Annotated in this window: 17 protein-coding genes and 1 tRNA gene; 5 read left to right on the top strand and 13 right to left on the bottom strand. The window is 60.8% G+C overall.

The window, feature by feature from the left end; all coding sequences use genetic code 11:
* The first annotated feature begins 413 nt into the window (after nucleotides 1-413).
* Nucleotides 414-498, top strand: a tRNA-Leu gene (locus tag GM655_RS01050).
* A 56-nt stretch (nucleotides 499-554) separates the two neighbouring features.
* On the opposite strand, the gene GM655_RS01045 is transcribed toward GM655_RS01050, so the two are convergent.
* The 3 genes from GM655_RS01045 to GM655_RS01035 all read right to left on the bottom strand — a co-directional run bounded on the left by GM655_RS01045 (nucleotide 555) and on the right by GM655_RS01035 (nucleotide 8,555).
* Nucleotides 555-1,193: a hypothetical protein gene (locus tag GM655_RS01045; protein ID WP_155432795.1), complete on the bottom strand. Its 639-nt coding sequence runs from the start codon at nucleotides 1,191-1,193 to the stop codon at nucleotides 555-557.
* Nucleotides 1,194-1,210: 17 nt separating this feature from the next.
* Complete coding sequence (locus GM655_RS01040) at nucleotides 1,211-7,801, bottom strand: beta strand repeat-containing protein (RefSeq protein ID WP_155432794.1); 6,591 nt, start codon at nucleotides 7,799-7,801, stop codon at nucleotides 1,211-1,213.
* A 244-nt stretch (nucleotides 7,802-8,045) separates the two neighbouring features.
* Nucleotides 8,046-8,555 carry a cytochrome b gene (locus GM655_RS01035; RefSeq protein WP_229632324.1) on the bottom strand — a complete coding sequence of 170 codons (510 nt, stop codon included), beginning with the start codon at nucleotides 8,553-8,555 and terminating at the stop codon, nucleotides 8,046-8,048.
* A gap of 183 nt (nucleotides 8,556-8,738) precedes the next feature.
* Here GM655_RS01035 and GM655_RS01030 point away from each other — a divergent pair, with 183 nt between their 5' ends.
* The 4 genes from GM655_RS01030 (at nucleotide 8,739) to GM655_RS01015 (ending at nucleotide 10,472) form a co-directional block, all read left to right on the top strand.
* Nucleotides 8,739-9,032 (top strand): ArsR/SmtB family transcription factor, encoded by a 294-nt coding sequence (locus GM655_RS01030; RefSeq protein WP_155434051.1) that lies wholly within the window; start codon nucleotides 8,739-8,741, stop codon nucleotides 9,030-9,032.
* Nucleotides 9,033-9,035: 3 nt separating this feature from the next.
* Entirely contained in the window at nucleotides 9,036-9,470 is a 435-nt protein-coding gene (locus GM655_RS01025; RefSeq protein WP_155432792.1) for a YeeE/YedE family protein, read from the top strand.
* Between the two features lies 1 nt (nucleotide 9,471).
* A complete protein-coding gene (locus GM655_RS01020; RefSeq protein ID WP_155432791.1) occupies nucleotides 9,472-9,921 on the top strand; it encodes a DUF6691 family protein in 450 nt (149 codons plus the stop codon).
* Between the two features lie 113 nt (nucleotides 9,922-10,034).
* The gene (locus tag GM655_RS01015) at nucleotides 10,035-10,472 is read left to right on the top strand and encodes a hypothetical protein (protein ID WP_155432790.1); all 438 of its coding nucleotides are present in this window, start codon (nucleotides 10,035-10,037) and stop codon (nucleotides 10,470-10,472) included.
* 9 nt (nucleotides 10,473-10,481) lie between these two features.
* Here GM655_RS01015 and GM655_RS01010 read toward each other — a convergent pair whose 3' ends face one another.
* The 10 genes from GM655_RS01010 to GM655_RS00965 form a co-directional block, all read right to left on the bottom strand.
* Nucleotides 10,482-11,705, bottom strand: a complete 1,224-nt coding sequence (locus tag GM655_RS01010; protein WP_229632323.1) for an ABC transporter permease — start codon at nucleotides 11,703-11,705, stop codon at nucleotides 10,482-10,484.
* Nucleotides 11,706-11,710: 5 nt separating this feature from the next.
* The gene (locus GM655_RS01005; protein ID WP_161033550.1) at nucleotides 11,711-12,451 is read right to left on the bottom strand and encodes an ABC transporter ATP-binding protein; all 741 of its coding nucleotides are present in this window, start codon (nucleotides 12,449-12,451) and stop codon (nucleotides 11,711-11,713) included.
* A complete protein-coding gene (locus GM655_RS01000) occupies nucleotides 12,448-13,701 on the bottom strand; it encodes an efflux RND transporter periplasmic adaptor subunit (protein ID WP_155432789.1) in 1,254 nt (417 codons plus the stop codon). Before GM655_RS01000 ends, GM655_RS01005 begins: the two co-directional genes overlap by 4 nt.
* Before the next feature lie 160 nt (nucleotides 13,702-13,861).
* The gene (locus GM655_RS00995) at nucleotides 13,862-15,250 is read right to left on the bottom strand and encodes a sensor histidine kinase (RefSeq protein ID WP_155432788.1); all 1,389 of its coding nucleotides are present in this window, start codon (nucleotides 15,248-15,250) and stop codon (nucleotides 13,862-13,864) included.
* A complete protein-coding gene (locus GM655_RS00990) occupies nucleotides 15,243-15,944 on the bottom strand; it encodes a winged helix-turn-helix domain-containing protein (protein ID WP_371866672.1) in 702 nt (233 codons plus the stop codon). Before GM655_RS00990 ends, GM655_RS00995 begins: the two co-directional genes overlap by 8 nt.
* A 66-nt stretch (nucleotides 15,945-16,010) precedes the next feature.
* The gene (locus GM655_RS00985; RefSeq protein ID WP_155432787.1) at nucleotides 16,011-17,132 is read right to left on the bottom strand and encodes a glycosyltransferase family 4 protein; all 1,122 of its coding nucleotides are present in this window, start codon (nucleotides 17,130-17,132) and stop codon (nucleotides 16,011-16,013) included.
* 6 nt (nucleotides 17,133-17,138) lie between these two features.
* Nucleotides 17,139-18,314, bottom strand: a complete 1,176-nt coding sequence (locus tag GM655_RS00980) for a glycosyltransferase family 4 protein (protein WP_371866671.1) — start codon at nucleotides 18,312-18,314, stop codon at nucleotides 17,139-17,141.
* A complete protein-coding gene (locus GM655_RS00975; protein ID WP_155432786.1) occupies nucleotides 18,311-19,213 on the bottom strand; it encodes a GDP-mannose 4,6-dehydratase in 903 nt (300 codons plus the stop codon). Before GM655_RS00975 ends, GM655_RS00980 begins: the two co-directional genes overlap by 4 nt.
* A gap of 10 nt (nucleotides 19,214-19,223) precedes the next feature.
* Nucleotides 19,224-20,267, bottom strand: a complete 1,044-nt coding sequence (gene gmd, locus GM655_RS00970; protein ID WP_155432785.1) for a GDP-mannose 4,6-dehydratase — start codon at nucleotides 20,265-20,267, stop codon at nucleotides 19,224-19,226.
* Nucleotides 20,268-20,468: 201 nt separating this feature from the next.
* Nucleotides 20,469-22,787: an NADP-dependent malic enzyme gene (locus tag GM655_RS00965; protein WP_155432784.1), complete on the bottom strand. Its 2,319-nt coding sequence runs from the start codon at nucleotides 22,785-22,787 to the stop codon at nucleotides 20,469-20,471.
* Nucleotides 22,788-23,086 lie beyond the last annotated feature (299 nt).

Genomic DNA, 23,086 nt, shown 5'->3' with positions numbered 1-23,086 from the left:
CTCCGTAAATAGGTAGGGAAGTTTTTCACTAGCTGGAGTCACCGCTGCTGTTGGTTTTCAGCGGTCGACGTAAGCAGAATAGCAAGGAAAACTGCCACTATCCGGTCCATGCGACGAGCCGCAGATAAACTGGCACGAACGGCAGCCTGGCGCGATAAACCGCCGCTCGCGTTCTATTTCGCAAAATTCAGGGTCAGGTCTGTCATTCGGACATACAGCGCGCACCCTTGAGAAAAATCACAACTCCAGAAAATCACAGAGACGGTTTCACACCACTTTATTGGTCTGTCTAAAAGAGCGACATCTGATGCCGGTGCTGATCTGGCGCAAAAGTGCATGAGCGATGTCCGAATGACAGACCTGACCCCGAACTTGCAGCATTGGGGCAAATCAGTGATAATGGCGCTCGCGTCGCCCGAGTGATGGAATTGGTAGACGTAGCGGACTCAAAATCCGCCGCCGCAAGGCGTGCCGGTTCAAGTCCGGCCTCGGGCACCAGAGATACAAAAAAAGCACTGATTACTCAGTGCTTTTTTTTCGTCCGATTTGCGCGCTTAGAAATAGTGCGTGTAGGAAACCGTCACCGTTGTTACTCCGCGCCGGCCATAGTGCACCGACGGCAGCGCGGCCCGCTCAGGCCCCGGCAAACTCAGGTAGCTGGCCTGCAAGGCCACCGCATCAGCATCCGCGGGCTGATAGGCAATCCCCAGCCTGCCCTGATACACGGCACCACGCCGCGAGGCATCGCCCAGACAGGCGCAGCCACTGCTGAACTGCAGCCCCGGCAAATCAACCTTGCCCCAGCCTAGGCCAAGAGCAGCAAATGCGCGCCAGTCGCGACTCAGGGCGTCATGCCGGTACAGGTTGGCCAGCACAGCCTGATATTTGCCATGAGCAGATACCGCTTCGCTGACGTCCGCCAGTTCCATGCGCTCGATACGGAAACGCCCCTGCGTCAGTTCCAGCTCGAGCCGCGCATGTTCGCTCTGCCGTCCCAGCATCAGGCCCGCATGGCTACCACGCGATAGGGCCAGATGCCCCGTGGCGCCGACGCCGCCAAAATCCACCGCAGCGGGCCAGCTGCTCAGGTGATTGACACCCAGATGCCCGGCCAGATACCAGTCCGGGTTTTCTTCTGCCAGCACGACGTTGCTCAAACCCAAGGACAACAACAGACCTACGATAGTTTTCATATGCATTCCTCTGCTCCTCAGGCGCCAAAACTGGTGCCAAATACGCTATTCACCTCTGCTGCCGTGGCGAGCCCGCCATGGGCTATCCCTACCAGCGCCACCTGCGTCAGATAATGCTGCTCCACAGCCTCAATGAATCCTGCATCGGAAGTGCTATGGTAGCCCGACGCGAGCGACTTCACCAGCGCCTGCACAGCCGTATTGTCGCGGTTTGCCACCAGATAGCCTTCGACATCGAACGTGAATGCGCTATCTGTGGTGGTGCTGAACTTCGCGCCCAGATCACGGAAGCCGTGGCTGGTCAGGCCCAGCTTCTGCGCATCCGTCGCCGATAGCAACTGGGTTTGCCCCTGAGCATTCTGATACAGGTGGATATCCACCCCGACCCCGGAACCTGCCGCCGCCGCACTGAAGCCCGCGCCCGCAGCAGACTGGTAACAGGCATAAGGCATGCTGTCACCGCTGGCGGCGTAGTACCAGTCCTTGGTATAGGGCTGGAAATACGCGTTCAGCTGGTGACCGCCCAGGGCCGTTTCAAGCGCATCAAAGCGGGCGCCTTCCAGCACATTGCCCTTGCCCAGCGCCAGCTTGGCCGCCTCTTGGGCACTGGTGGTATAGCAGCGGTCCCCATTGCCCAACAATACACTGAACACCGGCGTTGCCACTCGCACATGCTCTACCAGCATGCCGGGATCGACGATGACGCCGTTGGCTATGCCATCCTCATCGCCCCAGCCGCCATCGGTCAGCGTGACCACGATACGGTCCACCTTGCCGTCGCCATTAAAATCGATCAGCGTCGCGCCATTGTCATAGGTATCGAGCCGGCCATCATCCAGGAAGCTGTACCAGCGCTGGTTCACCTTGTCCCACTTGAGGAAGTCGTTAGCCACTACGCCACCGGGCGCCAGATCGATCACCACGCGGCTTTGCAGCCCAGGCATGGCGCTCGACAAATCGACCAGTTGCTCGCCATCCTGCGCCTTGAGCGAGAAGTTGAACATCGGCGTAGCCGCCTGCGTATTCGCAGCCAGCGGTGCCGGCGCTGCACTCACGCTCAAGTCCAGCAACTGGGCACCGTCGCTCAGCTTGACCGTGCCGGCCGGACTAGTCGCATCAGGCGTGCCTGCCAATATCGCGCCGAAGGCCGTTTGCGGTGCGTTCTTGCCCAACGCATAATCGGCCAACGAGGCCAAAGGCATTTGTGCCACGGCGTGCTGCTGCCAGTCCGGAATGCCATCGTGGTTGAAATCGCCGCCATTCGCAGCCAGTTCCACCGACGGTGCCACGCCATCGACATCCGTGACAATGGTCACGCTGACCGGTGCTTGCACCACCAGCTTGCCTTGCGGGTCCAGTACCTGCGACATAAAGGTGTACACACCATCGTCCAGCACTGTCGTCGCCAGATTCAACTGGCCAACCCCGACCGTCGCAGCAGTCAGTACCTGCGAAGCGATCACGGTGCCATCCAGTGTGGTCAGACGGGCCGTTCCGCCCTCCGCAAAATAACCGGCAGAAGACAGGGTGAACTGCGGAGCCACCACGCTGGTGACGGCATCGGTATTGCTCTTGCCATCATCTGTGCGCGGATCTAGCACTGCATGATATTCGGCGGGGACCGGCTGCGGGCTAGGCGTGGTCTCCACAACAGGCGGTGGGCTAGCTGGGGTCTCGACTACAGGCGGCGGACTAGGCGGAGTCACCACCACAGGCACCGGGCCAGGCGTGATCTCAGGCTGCACATCGTTGCTGTCGACTGAACCGGTAGCGCTGGCGCCGCCGAGCTGCAGCACCAGCGACTCAGTCGCTTCGACCAGCTTATCATCGACAGTCACAACGCCCACCACGAAACTGCCGACGCCTGCAGGTACCACTACCTTCGCCGTTGCCGGGTCACCGTTTAGCCATGCCACGCCATTGCTGAATACCAGCGTCTGATAATCACTGGCATCGGCCGTACCGCTCAGGGACAGCGCATATTCCGTCGCGACATTGCTGACCGCATTCAGCGTCACGGCGTAATTCAGGGTTTCCCCTTCCATAACCTTGGCCCCAGCCACCACACTGCTGACCACCTGCACGTCATTGTCGGTAATCGTGCCCGTGGCGGCCACGCCGCCTACCGTCAGTACCAGCGTTTCGCTCGCTTCCAGCAGCACATCGTCAATCGTAGCGATGGTGACATGGAAACTCGTCACATTCGCTGGTACGACCAGCACGCCTTTACTCGCGTCACCATTGCGCCAGGCCACGCCATCGCTGAAGCTGATATTGCCCAGGTCGGCCGCGGTCGCCGTGCCGTCCAGCGCCAGCGTGTACTCCGTGGAACTGGCCGACGCTACGCTCAGCGTCACCGTATATTGCAGGCTATTGCCTTCCACCACACTGCGATCAGCCGGGGTGGCTCCCGTATGCGCCGCATCTTCGGCCAGCACACGGCTGACCACCTGCACGTCATTGTCGGTAATCGTGCCCGTGGCGGCCACGCCGCCTACCGTCAGCACCAGCGTTTCGCTCGCTTCCAGCAGCGCATCATCGATCGTAGCGATGGTGACATGGAAACTCGTCACATTGGCTGGTACGACCAGCACGCCTTTACTCGCGTCGCCATTGCGCCAGGCTACGCCATCGCTGAAGCTGATATTGCCCAGGTCGGCCGCAGTTGCCGTGCCGTCCAGCGCCAGTGTGTACTCCGTGGTACTGGCTGACGCTGCGCTCAGCGTCACCGTATATTGCAGGCTATTGCCTTCCACCACACTGCGATCAGCCGGGGTGGCTCCCGTATGCGCCGCATCTTCGGCCAGCACACGGCTAACCACCTGCACATCATTGTCGGTAATCGTGCCCGTGGCAGCCACGCCGCCTAGCGTCAGCACCAGCGTTTCGCTCGCCTCCACCAGCGCATCATCCACCGTTGCAACGGTGATGCGGAAGCTCGTCACATTGGCAGGGACTATTACCATGCCCGTGGCCGGATCACCGCCGTACCAGGCCACACCGTCGCTAAAGCTAATACTGCTCAAGTCGGCGGAAGCAGCCGTTCCGCCCAGTGTCAATGGGTACTCGCTGGCGCTGTCCGAGGCAGCATTTAACTTCACCGAGTACAACAGGTAGTTGCCTTCCACCACACTGCGGTCTATCGGGCTAGCCCCCGTGTGGGCGGCATCTTCCGCCACCACGCTGCTCACTGCCTGGATATCGTTATCCGTGATCGTGCCGGTGGCAGCCACTCCCCCCAGAGTCAGGGTGAGCGTCTCGCGCGCTTCCACCAATGTGTCATCGATCGTACTGATCAGGACATGGAAGCTCTTTACCGTTGCAGGAACCACTACGATGCCGCTGGCCGGGTCGCCATTGCGCCACGCCACGCCATCGCTGAAACTGATGCTGCCCAAATCAGCGGCATTGGCGCTACCGCTCAGCTTCAGCGCATACTCGCTGGCGCTGGCCGAGGCAGCGCTCAGCGTCACCGAGTACTGCAGGCTCTTGCCCTCTACCACACTGCGATCAATTGGCGAGGCGCCCATATGTGCGGCATCTTCGGCCGATACGCTGCTGACCACTTGCACATCGTTATCGGTAATCGTGCCAGTCGCGGCCACCCCGCCCACGCTCAAGGTCAGCGTCTCGCTCGCCTCAACCAGCACGTCATCCAGCGTTGCGATGATGGCATGGAAGCTCGTTACACCAGCCGGCACCACGACCACGCCGGTGCTCGGGTCACCATTACGCCAGACCACACCATCGCTAAAGCTGATGCTGCCAAGGTCGGAGGCAGCGGCCGTGCCGTCCAATGTCAGCATATACTCGATAGCGACATCTGACGGCGCACTCAGCGTCACTGAGTACTGCAGGCTATTGCCCTCCACCACACTACGATCGGCCGGTGCGGCCCCCATATGTGCGGCATCTTCGGCCACCACACTGCTCACCACCTGAATATCGTTATCAGTAATCGTACCAGTTGCGGCCACCCCGCCCAAAGTCAGCGTCAGCGTTTCACTGGATTCCACCAGCACGTCATCCACGGTCGCTATGGTGACATGAAAACTCGTCACATTCGCCGGCACCACGACCACGCCCGTCGTTGCATCGCCGTTGCGCCAGGCTACACCATTGCTGAAAGTTATGCTGCCAAGGTCAGACGCAGCGGCGATGCCACTCCATGCCAGTGTGTATTCGCTGGTGCTGGCCGACGCCGCGCTCAGCGTCACGGCATACTGCAGGCTGTTGCCTTCCACCACAACGCTATCGACTGGCGTCGCGCCCGTATGCGCCGCATCTTCGGCCGCCACGCTGCTGACCACCTGCACATCGTTATCGGTAATCGTGCCCGTCGCTGCGACGCCGCCCAGCGTCACGATCAGCGTCTCGCTGGACTCCACCAGCGCATCATCCACCGTTGCGACCGTCACATGGAAACTCGTCACATTGGCCGGCACCACCACCACGCCCGTGGTCGGGTCACCATTGCGCCAGGCCACGCCATCGCTGAAGCTGATGGTGCCCAGGTCGCCAGCGGCCGCCGTGCCGCTCAGTGCCAGCGTGTATTCGGTGGCACTGGCCGAGGCCGCACTCAGTGTTACCGTGTACTGCAGGCTGTTGCCTTCCACCACAGTGCTATCGACTGGCGTCGCGCCCGTATGCGCCGCATCTTCGGCCACCACGCTGCTGACCACCTGCACATCGTTATCAGTAATCGTGCCCGTCGCAGCGACGCCGCCCAGCGTCACGATCAGCGTCTCGCTGGACTCCACCAGCGCATCATCCACCGTTGCGACCGTCACATGGAAACTCGTCACATTGGCCGGCACCACCACCACGCCCGTGGTCGGGTCGCCATTGCGCCAGGCCACGCCGTCGCTGAAGCTGATGCTGCCTCGGTCGCCAGCGGCCGCCGTGCCGCTCAGTGCCAGCGTGTATTCGGTGGCACTGGCCGAGGCCGCACTCAGTGTTACCGTGTACTGCAGGCTGTTACCTTCCACCACAGTACTATCGACTGGCGTCGCGCCCGTATGCGCCGCATCTTCGGCCACCACGCTGCTGACCACCTGCACATCGTTATCAGTAATCGTGCCCGTCGCAGCGACGCCGCCCAGCGTCACGATCAGCGTCTCGCTGGACTCCACCAGCGCATCATCCACCGTTGCGACCGTCACATGGAAACTCGTCACATTGGCCGGCACCACCACCACGCCCGTGGTCGGGTCGCCATTGCGCCAGGCCACGCCGTCGCTGAAGCTGATGCTGCCTCGGTCGCCAGCGGCCGCCGTGCCGCTCAGTGCCAGCGTGTACTCGGTGGCACTGGCCGACGCCGCACTCAGTGTTACCGTGTACTGCAGGCTGTTGCCTTCCATCACAGTGCTATCGACTGGTGTCGCGCCCGTATGCGCCACATCTTCGGCCACTACACTGCTGACCACCTGCACATCATTATCAGTAATCGTGCCCGTCGCTGCGACACCGCCCAGCGTCACGATCAGCGTCTCGCTGGACTCCACCAGTGCATCATCCACCGTTGCGACCGTCACATGGAAACTCGTCACATTGGCCGGCACCACCACCACGCCCGTCGTGGCATCGCCATTGCGCCAGTTAACGCCATTGTTAAAGCTGATTGCTGCGCGATCTGCAGCACTGGCAGTACCGCTCAGCGCCAGCGTGTATTCCTGCGCGCTACCGACTGCGCTACTCAGCGTCACTGTGTACCGCAGGCTAGTGCCTTCGACTACGGAACTATCGACCGGCACCGCGCCCGTATGCGTCGCATCTTCGGCGACAACCGTGCTCACCGTCTGGGCGGCGACCTCGTTATCCGTAATCGTCACCAGCGCGGTATTGTCGGTGATCGCGGCCAGCGAACTATTGCTCAGCAACACATTAAAATTGCGCGAGCCGTCTATCACCGCATTGTCCGTAATGCTGACCTGGAAGGTCACGCTGGTCTGACCCGGCGCAAAAGTGAGCTGGCCATTGGTGGCGACATAGTCGCTGCCCGCATGGCCGCTGCCATCACTGGTGCTGTAATCGACCGTAATCGTATCGCTGCTCGCCACGCTGAGCGCCACCGTGATGGTCGCCGTGCCCGCCGCCTCATTGACCGTCACATCGGCCACCGTAATATGCGGCTGGCTAGCCAGATAGGCATTCAGCGTCGTCAGCAAGCCTGCCGTTGCGGCATTCCCCGTCACCGAGCCGCCCCCGATCACCAGAGCGTCGCCATTGAAAGTCAGACCAATGAAGGTATGCGGATCACCATTCTGCTCCGTGAACGGATCGATCACATAGTTGCCATTGGTGGTGGCCAGCGTATGGGAGTTCCCCGTTGCATAAAACACGATGGTGGAAACGGCTCCGCTAGGCGCCCGCCAGTTGATCACACCATCAATCGCATGCTGTATGCCGGCAGCATCCGTCACCAATATGGTGCCGGTATAGTCATTGCCCTGAGTCCCGCCAAACTGGCCATTATTCGTACTCTGCATGAACTGCAGATTGGTCCAGCCTAAATTACTCAGATAGGACGAATTGACCGCCTCATTATTGCGCCAATAGTCGCCAACGAAACCGTCCGAAAACGATACAGAAATAGTTGTAGTAGTCACTGCGCCGCCAGAAAAGAGGAGTAATGAGCTGGCGGAGCAGGGCCGGCAAAAGGTGTCGGCAGCGGTAATTAGGCGGCCTTTTCTGTCGCCTCAACATGGGAGACTACAGGTATGGCCTCAATTGTAGCAAAAAATTTCCCAAAGAAACTATTTATTGCTCAAATTAAACATATAAATGCTGGATATTTGGTAAAAATAATAAATTCAACCAGGTCATGTAGTCAAAGTACAATGCCAGCCGCGCTTAATCCCGCCCAGGCACCATGCGTTCGAATACCCCATCGCGGTCGATGAAGCGGTGTTTAAGCGCGCCGGCGATATGCACACACACCAGCAGCACCAGCAGCCAGACCAGCGCACCGTGTATGTCAAAATAGGTTTCGGCCAGGTCGTGATTGGGCGCCGCCAGCCGTGGCAAGCTATAGCCGAAAAATACCAAACCTGATTTGCTATGAATGGCACCGGCGATCCCCGCCAGCGGCAGCACCAGCATGCATAGGTATAGCCCCACTTGCACCAATTGCGCGGCACGCAATTGCCACGCGGGCATTTTGGATGGCAGTTGCGGCACCGGATGGCGACTCCGCCACCACAGGCGCCACAGCACCAACGCCAGCACGATCAGCCCCACAGACTTATGCACGATGAAATACGGCTTGGCCGCGGGAGTGTGCTCAATTTCCATCATGTACCAGCCCAGCCCCGTCATCAACACCAGCAAGAGCGCGCTGATCCAGTGCAAGGCCAGTGCCATACGATCATAGTGCCAGCCTATGGTGGGCACTGCCTGGGGGCGAAAGTCGTTCATATCATCCTCGTCACTGGTAATTGCTCCACTTGAATTTTATCGCACAAACACTATATTTTTCAATATAATATAAAACCACAAAATGAAGGATGAGCCGTGCCCGATACCCTTACCCTACCGTTAGACGCCATGCATGCCGCCGCCGAACAGGCTTGTGGCCTGCTACGCGTACTCTCCAACCCTGACCGCTTGCTACTCATGTGCCAACTGTCGCAGGGCGAACATTCGGTGGGCGAACTGGAAACCCTGCTCTCGATTCACCAGCCCACTTTGTCGCAACAGCTAGGCGTGTTGCGCAGCAATGGCCTGGTGCACACGCGGCGCGAGGGCAAGAATATCTATTACTCCGTGGCTAGCACGCAGGCGCTGGCCGTGATGCAAGTGCTGTATCAGCAATTCTGTCCCCAACCGGTAAAGGTTTAAGCGATGGCAATCGACCTCACCCATTTCACCCCCGGCCTGTCGCTCGCGGGAGGCCTGATCATCGGCATCGCGGCCAGCGTGCTCATCTTGTTCAATGGCCGTATCGCCGGCATCAGCGGCATTCTGGGCGGCCTGCTTAGCTGGCCCCGTAATGACCGCCACTGGCGCCTGGCTTTTCTGGCTGGCCTGATCGGCTCGCCCTTGCTGGCCGGCCTGCTCGGCTATGCCACCGCACCGGAAATCCACGCGAGCTGGGAGCTGGTACTGCTGGCCGGCTTCATCGTCGGCCTCGGCACCCGCTATGCGGGTGGCTGCACCAGCGGCCATGGCGTATGCGGCATGTCGCGCGGCGCCGTGCGCTCCATCGTCGCCACCCTCACCTTTATGGCCGCCGGTTTCATCACCGTGTACATCCAACGTCATCTGCTGGGAGCCTGATATGCTGGTACTGACTTCTTTATTGGCCGGACTGCTGTTCGGCCTCGGCCTGATCATTTCGGGCATGGCCAATCCTGTCAAAGTACAGGGCTTCCTCGATCTGGCTGGCAACTGGGACCCCTCGCTGGCCATGGTAATGGCGGGTGCCATCGGCATAGGCGGCTTCACCTTCCTGCTGGCACGCCGGCGCCAGCTCTCCCTGCTGGGGCTGCCCATGCAGCTGCCTGCCAACAACACCATTACCGCCCGGTTGGTACTCGGCAGCGCGGCTTTCGGCATAGGTTGGGGCATGGCCGGCTTCTGCCCTGGTCCGGCGCTGGTGGCCATGGGCGCCGGCGTTCCCAAGGCGGCCGGCTTCGTGGCAGCCATGGTGGCCGGCATGGCCGTGTTCGAACTGGTCGAACGCCGGCGACAATCCGCCAGCCAAGCCGGGCCAACTGGTGGCCAGTAGCCGCTTTTATTCAGACTTTTATGCTGCAAACTAGTGGCAGAATAGTTTCCTCGAAGGAAAATATGTCATAATTCGAACTACCTTTTTGTTTTGTACAAGTTTGATTTACAGCCATGCCGCGCGACACGTCTTCTGATTCCTTAACCTACTGGGATGAACGAGTAACAGCCAGCCGCTGGCTGATCGCCAAGACCGCCGCATGGGGCGTACTGGCCGGCTTTTTCGCGGTGCTGGGCCAGGGCTGGCTGGAAGATGCCCAGCCGATATTCCCGTTTATCCAGCAAAACTTCAGCCTGTGGCAAATCATCTACCTGCTGGCTCTGGTACTGGTATTCGTGCTGTGGGCCGCCGCCATGCAGCAGAAAATCACCATACTGCACAACAGTAAAGTGGGCCGCGCGGCCCAGCAGCGCGTCGTCGATTTCAACGCGCGTCAAGCCCAGCGCAAGCAGGAAGCCCTGCAGCGGCGCGAGCAGGCGCTGCGCGAGAAGCAGGCCGAAGCTGCCAACAAAGCCCCGCAAGGGGGCCGTAGCAACAAGTTCGATTTCTAAGCGCGCCGCCTATTCGTAGCGCAGGCAATCGACCGGCAGCAACTTGGACGCGCGCCGGGCCGGATAGAAGCCGAAGAACACTCCCACCAGACTGGAAAAGCCGCAGGCCACCAGCACCGCCTGCAGCGTGATAAACACATCGAACTTGCCGGTAGCCGTAATGGCCGCAGCGGCACCGCTGGCCAGCACGATGCCGAACAGGCCGCCCACCAGACAGATCACCACGGCTTCGGTCAGGAACTGCCACAATACATCACGCGGTTTGGCGCCTATGGCCATGCGGATGCCGATCTCGCGCGTGCGCTCAGTCACCGAAACCAGCATGATGTTCATGATGCCTATGCCGCCCACGATCAGCGAGATGGCGCCGATCAGGCCCAGCAGAGCAGCCAGACCGGTGCTGATCTTCTGTGCCGTTTCCGCAAACGAAGCCAGATTATCGATGCGGAAGTCATCCGGCTGTTCGTACTTGATGTGGTGGCGGTCGCGCAGCGTCTCGTTGATATCCTGGATCGCATCCTGCAGGTTGCCGCCCGATTTACCTTGCGCCACCACATAGTGCACATTGCCGGGGAAAGGCAGGCGCACCAGATTGGCTGCGGCCGCCGTTATCGGTACCAGCACATAGTCGGCCAGATCGCCGCCATCAACCTGCTTGCCTTCGCCATACAGCACGCCCACCACCTGGAACGAGACGTTCTCGATGCGGATGTATTTGCCCAACGGGTCGGTCTTGTAGAAGAACTGGTCGGCGATCTTGTGGCCTATCACCACCATGCGCGCCGCTGCACGCACATCGGCATCGCTGAACACATTGCCCTGATCGATTTTCCAGCCGCGTATCTTGAACATGGCAGTGGAGACCCCGTGCACGGTCTTGGAAGCGCTCTCGTTACCGACCGCCAGATTGAAGCCGCCCTGCAGCACGGGCGCGGCACCGGCCAGCGATGGCAGCTCATTGAGCGCGGCCGCATCGGCCATGGTCAGTGCCGGCGCGGCACCGGTGCGCATGCGCTGCTGCTGGGCGCGGTCGCCGCCGGGCGAAATGAACAACATATTCGTCCCCAGTTGCTCCAGCTCCTTGGCGATGAAGCGCTTCATGCTGTCGCCTACGGCCAGCAACAGCACCACCGAGGTAATCCCGATGATAATGCCCAGCATGGTCAACAGCGTACGCAGCCGGTTGGCCATCATGGAGCGGAAAGCTTCCACCGCGATCTGTAAAGGATTCATAAGATTTATACCGTTATGGCTTCGTGGCTGGCGGCTAGCTGACGCAGGCCTTCCGCGGCCGGCCCGTCGTACAGCACACGGCCGTCTTTGAGGCGCATCAGGCGCTTGGCGTAGGCGGCAATGTCCGGCTCGTGCGTCACCAGCAGGATGGTAATGCCGCGCTGTTCATTCAGCTGCTGGAACGAGCGCATGATGTCTATGCTGGTCTGGGTATCGAGGTTGCCGGTCGGCTCGTCCGCCAGGATCAGCGGCGGATCGCCCACCAGCGCGCGCGCAATCGCCACGCGCTGCTGCTGGCCGCCCGATAACTGGTTGGGTGTGCGTTTGGCGTAATCCTTCAGCCCTACGCGCTCCAGTTCCAGCAACGCCTTGGCATGCGCTTTGGAGCGCGACACGCCGGCATAGATCAGCGGCAGCGCCACGTTCTCGGCCACGCTCATGCGCTTGATCAGATTAAAGCTCTGGAACACGAAACCGATGGTGCGGTTACGGATGGTGGCCAGCTCGGCACGCGACAGCGTCAGCGTATCCACGCCATCGAGGCAATAGCTGCCGCCGCTGGCCTGATCGAGGCAGCCGAAAATATTCATCAGCGTCGATTTGCCGGAACCGGACTGCCCCATCACGGCGACGAAATCGCCGCGCGGCACGGCCAGATCTATCCCGAACAGCACCTGCGTTTCAACGTTGCCCGAGTGGTAGCTCTTGGTGACCTGACGGATGTCGATCAGCAGCGGCGCTGTCACAGCTCACCCGATTTCTCGTTGATGGCGCGGGTGACCACCTTGTCGCCCTGCTTGAGTTCACCGCCCACCACTTCGGTATAGCGGAAATTGGACAGGCCGATACGGATATCTTTCGCCACCGGCTGGTTCTTGTCGTCCAGCGTATAAATCTTGAAGGTGCGCGAGAGTTCGCCCTTGCTGCGGAAGGCGGCATCATCTTCCTGCGCTGCCACGCTCTCGCCAGCCTTGCCGGCCGCCGCAGAAGCCGAAGCTGCAGCGCTGGCCGAAGCACTCGCGCTGGCCTGCGCCTTGGCTTTCTGCTTCTGCTTTTCGATTTCCTCGTCGCTCAGGCGGAAGCGCAGCGCGGCCGTCGGTATGCGCAGCACCTGCTGGCGGTTGCCCACCAGCAGCCGCACCTGCGCCGTCATGCCGGGCTTGAGCAGCTCTTCATTATTGTCCACGTCCAGCACCACGTTGTAGGTCACCACGTTCTGCACCACATTGGCGGCCAGACGGAACTGGCGCATGCGCGCGTCGAACTCCTTGTCCGGATAGGCGTCCACCACGAAGCGGGCCTGCTGGCCCTCCTTCAGCGCGCCCACATCGGCTTCGGAGACGCTGGTGTCGATCTGCATCTTGGTCAGATCGCGCGCGATCTGGAACAACGTCGGCGTGGTGAACGATGCTGCCACAGTCTGGCCCAGATCGACGGTACGCTTGATGATTACGCCGTCGATCGGTGAGCGGATCACCGAGTTATTCAGATCGGCCTGCGCCCTTGCCAGTTGGGCCTGCGCTAGCTGCACATTGGCCTGCGCCACATCCACTTCGCGGCGCGACTGGTCCAGCGTCAGCGAGGACATAAAGCTTTGCGCTACCAGCGTCTGGTTACGCTGGAAGGTAGCCTGCGCCAGCCGCAGATTGGCCCGTGCCGATGCCAGTTGCGCTTCGCTCTGGGCGATCACGGCGTTGAAAATGGTCGGGTCCAGTTTCAGCAGCACCTGACCTTTTTTCACGTGGTCGTTGAAATCCGCCTTCAGTTCACTCACCGTGCCCGATACCTGCGAGCCGATATTAATCAGCGCCACCGGATTGATGGTGCCGGTGGCTGTCACAGTCTGGGTGATGGTGCCACGGTCGACAGGCGCGGTGCGGAAGCGCGGCGCCTCGACGACAGCAGGTTTGGAGCGGGCATACCAGGCCGACGTTGCGCCGGCCACGATCAGCAGGCCGACGGCCAGCACGATCTTTTTCTTGGTCAGAAAAGCCATCGTTGCATTTATCCCTGAGCGAGATCCGTCGATATGCGGATCAACAGCCAGAGTATTCATGAATTTTGCCATAAATGCAATCCACCAGAATGGCCGTCATGCGGCCGCACCGGCAGGCATTAGCAGACCAACTTCGGCGGGCGAACGTCGCAGCTGTGCCTCAGCGCGCCGCCAGCGCCACCGTCGCCAGCGGCAGCAGGATGCGCGCCACCAGCCCCGGCGCGCCATCTTCCAGCTGCAGCTCGCCGCCATGCGACAGCGCCGTGGCTGAAACGATGGCCAGCCCCAGACCATTGCCGGGCAGGTGGCGGCTGGCGTCCACGCGGTAGAAGCGCTGCGTTACCTTGCCCAGTTCTGCAGCCGGAATGCCGGGCCCTGTATCGGCCACCACGATGGCAGCGCGGCCCTGATACAGTTGCACGCCGAGGCGTACTTCGGCTCCGGCACCGGCATATTTGATGGCGTTATCGAGCAGGCTGGCCACGGCACTGGCCAGCAGATTGCGGTCGCCATCGACCTGCACGTTATCGTCGAGTTCCAGCGTCAGCGTCACGCCACGGTCCTCGGCACTGGCTTCGTACATCTCGCCCATGTCGCGCGCAATCTGCGCCAGCGCCAGCCGCTCGAACAAACGGGTACGCACGCCCGACTCCGCTTCTGCAATCTGCAGCAGACGTTCGAACAGCCGGATCAGGTCATCAATATGCTCGATCGCATCATGTGCAGCCCCTGTCAGGCGCGGCACGCTCGGTTCATGACGCAGCGCTTCATCGAGCTTGCTGCGGATACGCCCCAGCGGCGTGCGCAGGTCGTGAGCAATCGCGTTGGAGACATGGCGGATACCATCCATCAGCCGTTCGATGCGGTCCAGCATGCGGTTGATATCGCTGCCCAGCAGGGCAAATTCATCGTCGCCGGCCACCGGGATGCGCGAACTCAGGTCGCCCGCTTCGATCTGCGCGGCCGTGCGGCGGATCGCCCCCAGCCGCCGCTCCGTCATGCTGCGGAATAACAGCGCACCACCCACCGTCAGCAGCAGCGAAACGGCGGCACCGGCCAACACGGCATGCCAGATCACCGTGCGCACGGCTTCCTGTTCGGCCAGATCGCGCCCCACGATCAGCATGCCGCCCTGCTTGAGCGGGCGCATCACCAGCCGCGCGCGGGTCGGCAAGCCTGCGCGTATCACCACCGAGGTGACGATCTGCTGGTTGTCGTCTTCGCGTTCCGGCGAGAGCGCCGGCCAACTGGTCAGATTACCCACTTCGCCATGGCCGTCGGCCGCCACCAGTTCGAAAATTTCGCGGTCACTGTCGATGCCGTCGTCCAGTTGGCGCCGCACTTCGGCCAGCAGCACCTTGTGCGGCCTTCCCGTGGCACGTGCCATCACGCGGTCCGACTGGGCGATCAGCCGGCTATCGTTCTCGCGCTCCAGCACGCCCACCGTGCCGCGATAGAACACGCCCGACACCAGTGCGATCGACGCTGTACCCAGCAAGCCATAACCGAGCACCAGCTTGATGGCTATCGAGGTGCGCAGCCTACTCAAGGGGGCTACCTGCTTCCGGCCCGTCGCCCATGCGGTAGCCCACCCCGCGCAAGGTATGGATCAGCATCACAGGGAAGTCCTTGTCCACTTTGGCACGCAGACGGCTGATCTGTACATCGATCACATTGGTCTGCGGATCGAAGTGATAGTCCCACACGGATTCCAGCAGCATGGTACGGGTCACCACCTGCCCCACGTTGCGCATCAGGTATTCGAGCAGACGGTATTCACGCGGCTGCAGGGCGATCACCTTGTTGCCGCGCGTGACACGCAGGGTACGCAGATCGAGTTTGAGATCGGCCACCTGCAACTGTGCGCTATCGGCACCGGGCGCGCTGCGCCGCTGCAGCGCTTCCACCCGCGCCAGCAGTTCGGAAAAGGCAAACGGCTTGGAGAGATAGTCGTCGGCACCGCCGCGCAGGCCACCCACGCGCGCCTCGATGGAGTTGAGCGCACTGACGACGATGACAGGGGTGGTCTTGCCTTGCGCGCGCATCTGCTCGACGATGGACAGACCATCGCGCACGCCGGGCAGCATGCGGTCGAGGATGACGATGTCCCATTCGCTGCCCAGCGCCAGCGCCTTGGCTTCGGCACCGCTGGCGCAGGCGCTGGCGCTATGGCCCGCATCGCGCAGGCCTTTGCAGATGTAATTCGAGGTGTCGATCTCGTCTTCGATGACTAGGCAGCGCACGCGACTCTCCGGCTATTCTGGGGTGCGGCTATTTTACCGCGCCAGACGCGTGCCGGCGACCCGCGCTCAGGCAGCCGGCTGGTCAGCCAGTTCGCGGTACAGCGCGGCGTAGTTGCGCGCCATGGTCTCGGCCGTGAACAGCTCCCAGTAGCGCGCTTCGGCACGCCGGCCCATTTCGGCCGCGCGCTCAGGGTGCTCCCACAGCGTGCGCATGGCGGCCCCCAGCGCCTGCGCATCGTCGGGCGGCACTACCAGCCCGGTCTCGTTATCGATGTTGATATAGGTGGTGCCCGTACCGATCTCGCTGGAGATCATCGGCTTGCCGTACATGGCGCCTTCCAGCAGCGAGATACCGAATGCCTCCGAACGCAGGTGCGATGGGAACACCATGGCGTAGCTCAGTTCCAGCAGCGCCACCTTGTCTTCCTCTTCCAGCGCGCCGACAAACAGCACATGAGTCAGGCCCAGTCGCTCGGCATGCTGCTTGAGTTCCTGTTCGATCGGACCGGCACCCACGATTACCACCGGATAATCCAGATTGACCATTGCATCGAGCAGGATGTGCAGGCCCTTGTAGTAACGCAGCACACCGACGAACAGGAAGAAACGCTCGCCGCAGCGCGCGCGCCACTGCTGCTTGACGCTCTCCGACGGGCGCGGATAGATGCTCTTATCCAGCCCGTAGGTGATGGTGCGGGTTTTGTGCTGGAAGCGCTTCAGCACGGGTGAAGAAGCCATGTAATTAGGCGAGGTGGCAACGATGACATCGACATCGCGCAGGAACTGGCGTTTCAGCGGGCCATACACGCGCAGCAGATTTTTCTGCCGTACGATGTCCGAATGGTAGGTCACCAGACTGGGCTTCTTGATGCGCGCCATGAAGTGGGCCAGATCCATGAAAGGCCACGGAAAGTGGTAGTGGATCACATCCGCTTCACGCGCCAGCCGCGCTAGCTGACGGATCGCCGCAAACGAAAAGCCGGTCGAGGCAATTTCAAAAGCCAGCGGCATGCGGTGCACCATATGGCCTTCGATTTCCATCTGGCGCGGGCCGCTATCGCGGGTCAGCGTCAGCACTTCGTTGTCGATGCCAAGCCGGCCCGTGCCTACGCAGAGCTGGCGGATCACCTGCTCGATGCCACCCCAGGTGTCGGGGTAGTAGGTCTTGTAAAAATGCAGTACGCGCATGGCAGATTATCGGTTAAGTACTTGCTGATACACGGCGACCGTGCGGCGTGCTGCCACATCCCAGGTCAGCTCCAGCGCACGCCGCCGGCCCGCAGCGATGCAGCGATTGCGGGTGGCATCATCGCGCACCAGCGTGGTCATCGCATTGCTGATTTCGCCCACGGAAAGCGGATCGAATTCGAGTGCGGCCCCCTGCGCCACTTCCGGCAGCGAGGTGGTGCCAGAGCAGGCCACCGGCACGCCGCTGGCAAAGGCTTCCAGCAAGGGCAGGCCGAAGCCTTCGTGCAGGGTCGGAAAAATAAACGCACCCGCGCTCGCGTAAAGCTGCTGCAACTGGGCGTCGTCGGTCAACTGATCGAGCCAGACGACGTTCTCCCCCCGCTGCTGCGCCGCCTTGATCTGCGCCACCAGTTCTTCGCTGCGCCAGCCCGGCGCACCGACGATGACCAACTGGCGCGCCGAACGCAACACAGGCGGCAGGGCCAGATAAGCTTCCAGCAGCCGGCCCACGTTCTTGCGCGGCTGCAGCGTACCCACCGTCAGGAAGTAACCGGCACGCAGGCCATACTGCTGCAGCGTGGCGGCGCAAGCCTCGGCAGCAGGCGCATCAAACCATTCCGCGCGTACGCCATGCGGCACCACGCTGATGCGCTGTTCATCCACGCCGAAGCATTCCACCAGCTCGCGGATAGAGAACTGCGAACCGGTAATCACATGTTGCGCCTTGCGCGCCGCCTTGATCTGCAGCCAGTTTTTCAACTTGCGCTGCTTGGCACTGCACCACTCGGGATGGGAAATCGGCAGCGCATCATGCAGCGTTGCCACCACCGGGCAATCCATGCGCACGATGCGGTAATCGGTAGCGTGGAAAATATCCAGCGGCGCGGCGCCACGCCCGAGTGCCGCCAGTGTGCTCAGATGCACGGAAGCCGGCAGCAGCAGGTCGCCGAGCGTGGCCAGCGGGAAGGACAGCGGCAAGGCGCGGCCTACCTTCAGGCGCGGCTTATCGCCCGGTGGCGCAAACGAAAAAGGCAGCACTTCCACGCCGGCTGCCGGCAAATGCTGCAACAGGGCGCGGCTATACACACCCAGCCCGTCCAGACGGCCACCCGTCAGTGCTGGTTCTACCGTCGTGGTGGACAGCCCGACACGCAGGCCAGACGCTTTGAGTTGCTCATTCACGCCGTGTACATCCAGCGCAGGGTATCGGCCAGCGGCACCGGCTCCAGCGCGCCGATGGCCGCGCTCAGGCGGGCATTATCGCCCACCAGCCGCACCACTTCATTGGCACGCACGAAAGCGGGATTGACCCGCACATTGATTTTATAACCGGCGATCTCGCCCATCATGTCCAGCACTTCGCCCAGCGACCAGCCCTGCCCCGAACAGACATTGAAAGTCTGGCCCACTGGCGCTGCGGCCAGCAGGCGGCGATAGCTACGCGCCACCATGCGCACATCGGAAAAGTCGCGCCACACGTGCAGGTTGCCCAGTTCGATTTCGCGCGCCTGACGGCGGAAGTGTCCGACGATTTTCGGCAGCAGGAAGTTTTCCTGCTGGCCTACGCCGGTATAGTTAAACGGACGCACGAAAATCAGCGGCAGCTTGTCCTGCCACAGCCGCGCCATGTATTCCATCGACAGCTTGCTGACGGCGTAGTCATTGGCCGGTGCGGCAGGCACGGATTCATCGATCACGCCCACATCGGTATTACCGTAGATATTCGCGCTAGAAGCCAGCAGCACTGCCGACGGCTGGTGCGGCTGGGCCGCCAGTGCTTCCAGCAGATTGCGCGTCCCCATGACGTTGACGCGATAGATCTGCTCGACATCGCCATGCGCGACGAAAGCAATCGCTGCCAGATGCACTACCACGTCGGGCTGCACCTGCTGCACCACCTGCGCCAGCGCGGCGCGGTCATTCAGATCGACAGAAAACTCGCCCTCTGCGGCGGTACGTCCCGGCGTGACCGTGCCGTAGACCTGATAGCCGGCGGCCCGCAATTCCTCGGCGACGTAGTGCCCGGTGAAGCCGGACAGCCCGGTAATCAGGGCGCGCTTGCCGGCGCCTTCCATCGTCATGGTGCGGTCCTTAGAACGAGAAACCGGCGCGGTTGCGGCGCAGGTCGGCCTCGACCATCATCTGGCACAATTGTTCCAGTGTGGTTTCCGGTTTCCAGCCCAGTTCCTTGTGAGCCTTGGCCGGATCGCCGATCAGCAGCTCCACTTCGGCCGGACGGTAGAATTTCGGGTTGACGCGTACCAGTACCTTGCCGGTCTTTTTGCAAGTACCGATTTCTTGATCCGCCGCACCGCTCCACTCCAGCGCCACATCGATGGCCTTGAACGCCATGCTGACGAAATCGCGCACGGTTTCCGTGCGGTTGGTCGCCAGTACATAGGTATCTGGATGGTCGGCTTGCAGGATGCGCCACATGCCTTCCACGTATTCCTTGGCATAGCCCCAGTCACGCTTGGCGTCGAGGTTGCCCAGTTCCAGCACGTCGAGCTGGCCCAGATGGATTTTGGCCACCGAGTCAGTGATTTTGCGGGTGACGAATTCGCGCCCACGCAGCGGCGATTCGTGGTTGAACAATATGCCCGAGCTGCCGAAAATACCGTAGGACTCGCGGTAGTTCACCGTCATCCAGTGAGCATACAGCTTGGCCACACCGTATGGGCTGCGCGGGTAGAACGGGGTATCTTCCTTCTGCGGCACGGCCTGCACCTTGCCGAACATTTCCGAAGTCGAAGCTTGGTAGAAGCGGATTTTCGGATTGACGATGCGGATCGCTTCGAGCAGATTGACCGGGCCTACGCCCGTGATTTCTGCCGTGGTGACGGGCTGCTCGAACGACACGCCGACAAAACTCTGGGCCGCCAGATTGTAGATTTCATCGGGCGCCGTGTTCTGCAGCAAACGGATGGAGGAGCCGAGGTCGGTCAGATCATATTCGACCAGCGACAGATGCGGATGCGACTGGATACCCAGTTCTTCGATCCGCCAGAAATTGACGGAACTGGTGCGGCGATAGGTCCCGTAGACCTGATAACCTTTTTCCAGCAACAATTGCGCGAGATAAGCACCGTCCTGGCCGGTAATGCCCGTAATCAGGGCTGTTTTTCTTTTATCCATGGTGAATCGAAATCCAAATCATCTGAGGCTGTATAGCCGACTATTGTAACAGACCACTTAGGGCACACTTCTCACCAAATATGTCATTACATTACTTACAACTTGTTACCTAAGGCATATCAAACAAGTAACAAAAACAAAAAGGCCGGCTCGTCACCGAACCGGCCTGATTATTTACCTCGGCACAACAATCGCTAGCGTTCAGGCCTTGCGCTGGGCGACCGCATCCACCACGCACAGTGCCGTCATGTTGACGATACGGCGCACCGTGGCCGACGGCGTCAGGATGTGCACCGGCTTGGCGCAGCCGAGCAGGATAGGGCCGATGGCGATACCGTTGCCGGCTGCCGTTTTCACCAGGTTGTAGGCGATATTGGCCGCATCGATGTTAGGCATCACCAGCAGATTGGCGTCACCCTTGAGTTCCGAGTGCGGCATGATGGCATTGCGCAGCTTGGAATCGAGTGCCGTATCGCCGTGCATTTCGCCATCCACTTCCAGCGCCGGATCGAGTTCCTTGACCAGTTGCAGGGCCGCGCGCATCTTCTGTGCCGACTCGCTATTGGACGAACCGAAGTTGGAGTGCGACAGCAGGGCCGCGCGTGGCGACAGGCCGAAGCGGCGCATTTCGTCCGCTGCCATCACGGTAATCGCGGCCAGTTCCTTGGCGTTCGGATTCTCGTTGACGTGGGTGTCCACCATGGCCAACTGGCGCTCGGGCATGATCAGCACATTCATGGCCGCATACACGCAAGCGCCTTCGCGCTTGCCGAGCACCTGATCGATGTAGTGCAGATGCAACTGGGTGGTGCCAAAGGTGCCGCAGATCATGCCATCGGCATCGCCCTTCTTGATCATCATGGACCCGATCAGGGTATGACGGCGGCGCATTTCCAGCTTGGCGTATTCCTGCGTCACGCCCTTGCGTGCCGTCAGTTCGTAATACGACTGCCAGTAATCGCGATAGCGCTCGTCGTGGTCGGGGTTGATCACATCGTAATCGATACCCTGCTTGAGGCGCAGGCCGAACTTGGCAATGCGCGTTTCCAGCACGGCCGGACGACCGACCAGAATCGGACGGGCCAGTTTTTCATCGACCACCACCTGTACCGCGCGCAGCACGCGCTCTTCTTCGCCCTCGGCGTAGACGATGCGTTTCAGATCGCTCGGCGTCTTCTTGGCCAGCTGGAACAGCGGCTTCATGAAAGTACCGCTGCGGTAGACGAACTGCTGCAGGCTGTCAGCATAGGCTTGCAGGTCCTTGATAGGACGGGTAGCCACGCCCGAATCTTCTGCTGCCTTGGCCACGGCCGGCGCGATCTTGATCAGCAGACGCGGATCGAACGGCATAGGAATCAGGTATTCCGGACCGAACGACAGATTGCTCACGCCATAGGTGGTGGCAACGATGTCGGACTGCTCGGCGTGCGCCAGTTCGGCAATCGCGTGCACCACGGCGATTTCCATTTCGCGCGTGATGGTGGTGGCGCCGCAATCGAGCGCACCACGGAAGATGTAAGGGAAGCACAGCACGTTGTTGACCTGGTTCGGATAGTCCGAACGGCCCGTGCAGATCACGGCGTCGTCGCGCACGGCGCGCACGTCTTCCGGCAGGATTTCCGGATTCGGGTTGGCCAGCGCCAGAATCAGCGGCTTGGCGGCCATGGCACGAACCATATCCTGTTTCAGCACGCCGCCGGCGGACAGACCGAGGAAGATGTCGGCATCGTGGATTACTTCGCCGAGGCTGCGCGCCGAAGTTTCGCGCGCGAAGCGTTCCTTGTCAGGGTCCATCAGCTCGGTACGGCCTTTGTAGACCACGCCGGCCAGATCGGTGACGAAGATGTTTTCCAGCGGGAAGCCCAGATCAACGATCAGGTCCAGACAGGCCAGCGCTGCCGCACCCGCACCGGACACCACCAGTTTGCAGTTCTTGATATCTTTGCCGACGTACTGGATGCCGTTCATGATGGCCGCACCGACGATAATTGCCGTACCGTGCTGGTCATCATGGAAGACCGGGATCTTCATGCGCTCGCGCAACTGGCGTTCGATGTAGAAGCACTCGGGCGCCTTGATATCTTCCAGATTCACACCGCCGAAGGTCGGTTCCAGCGAAGCGATGATGTCCACCAGTTTATCCGGATCGGATTCGCTGATTTCGATGTCGAACACGTCGATGCCGGCGAACTTCTTGAACAGCACGCCCTTGCCTTCCATCACAGGCTTGGCGGCCAGCGGGCCGATATTGCCGAGCCCCAGCACGGCCGTACCATTGGTGATCACGGCCACCAGATTGCCGCGTGCCGTGTATTTATAGGAATTGGCCGGATCGACCACGATTTCTTCGCAAGGTGCCGCCACGCCAGGCGAATAGGCCAGCGCGAGATCGCGCTGGTTAGTCAGTTGCTTGGTGGGCGTAACGCTGATCTTACCCGGCGTTGGAATCTCGTGATACTCGAGCGCGGCCAGACGCAATTGCTGACGGAGCTCTTCTTTTTTCTCGGAGGACGAATCCATGCTGTGCTGCCTTCCTGTTTGTACTGTCGGAAAGCCATTGATTCTAACAGACCAATTCTTTCAATTAAGTAGGTATTTTCACCAACAGCTATGACGGTTATCAGCATTATTGATATGTGGAACACAGCAAAACCGAATTTTTGACGCTTTTAGCGGCATTAATCCTTAGTTCGCCTCAACATGTGCACTTTTCGGCAATGATCATAATTTCATATCAAGCGATGAAATTTAATAGAAATATGCAATACGCCCGCCAGGTTAGCGCTACCTAGTGTAGAGCGCGGGCAGCGCGGGCGTAC

The sequence above is a fragment of the Pseudoduganella danionis genome, assembly GCF_009720775.1.
Taxonomy (GTDB): Bacteria; Pseudomonadota; Gammaproteobacteria; order Burkholderiales; family Burkholderiaceae_D; genus Rugamonas; species Rugamonas danionis.
The sequence above is the reverse complement of the archived record's forward strand: the minus strand, read 5'-3'. Positions and strand labels throughout refer to the sequence as shown.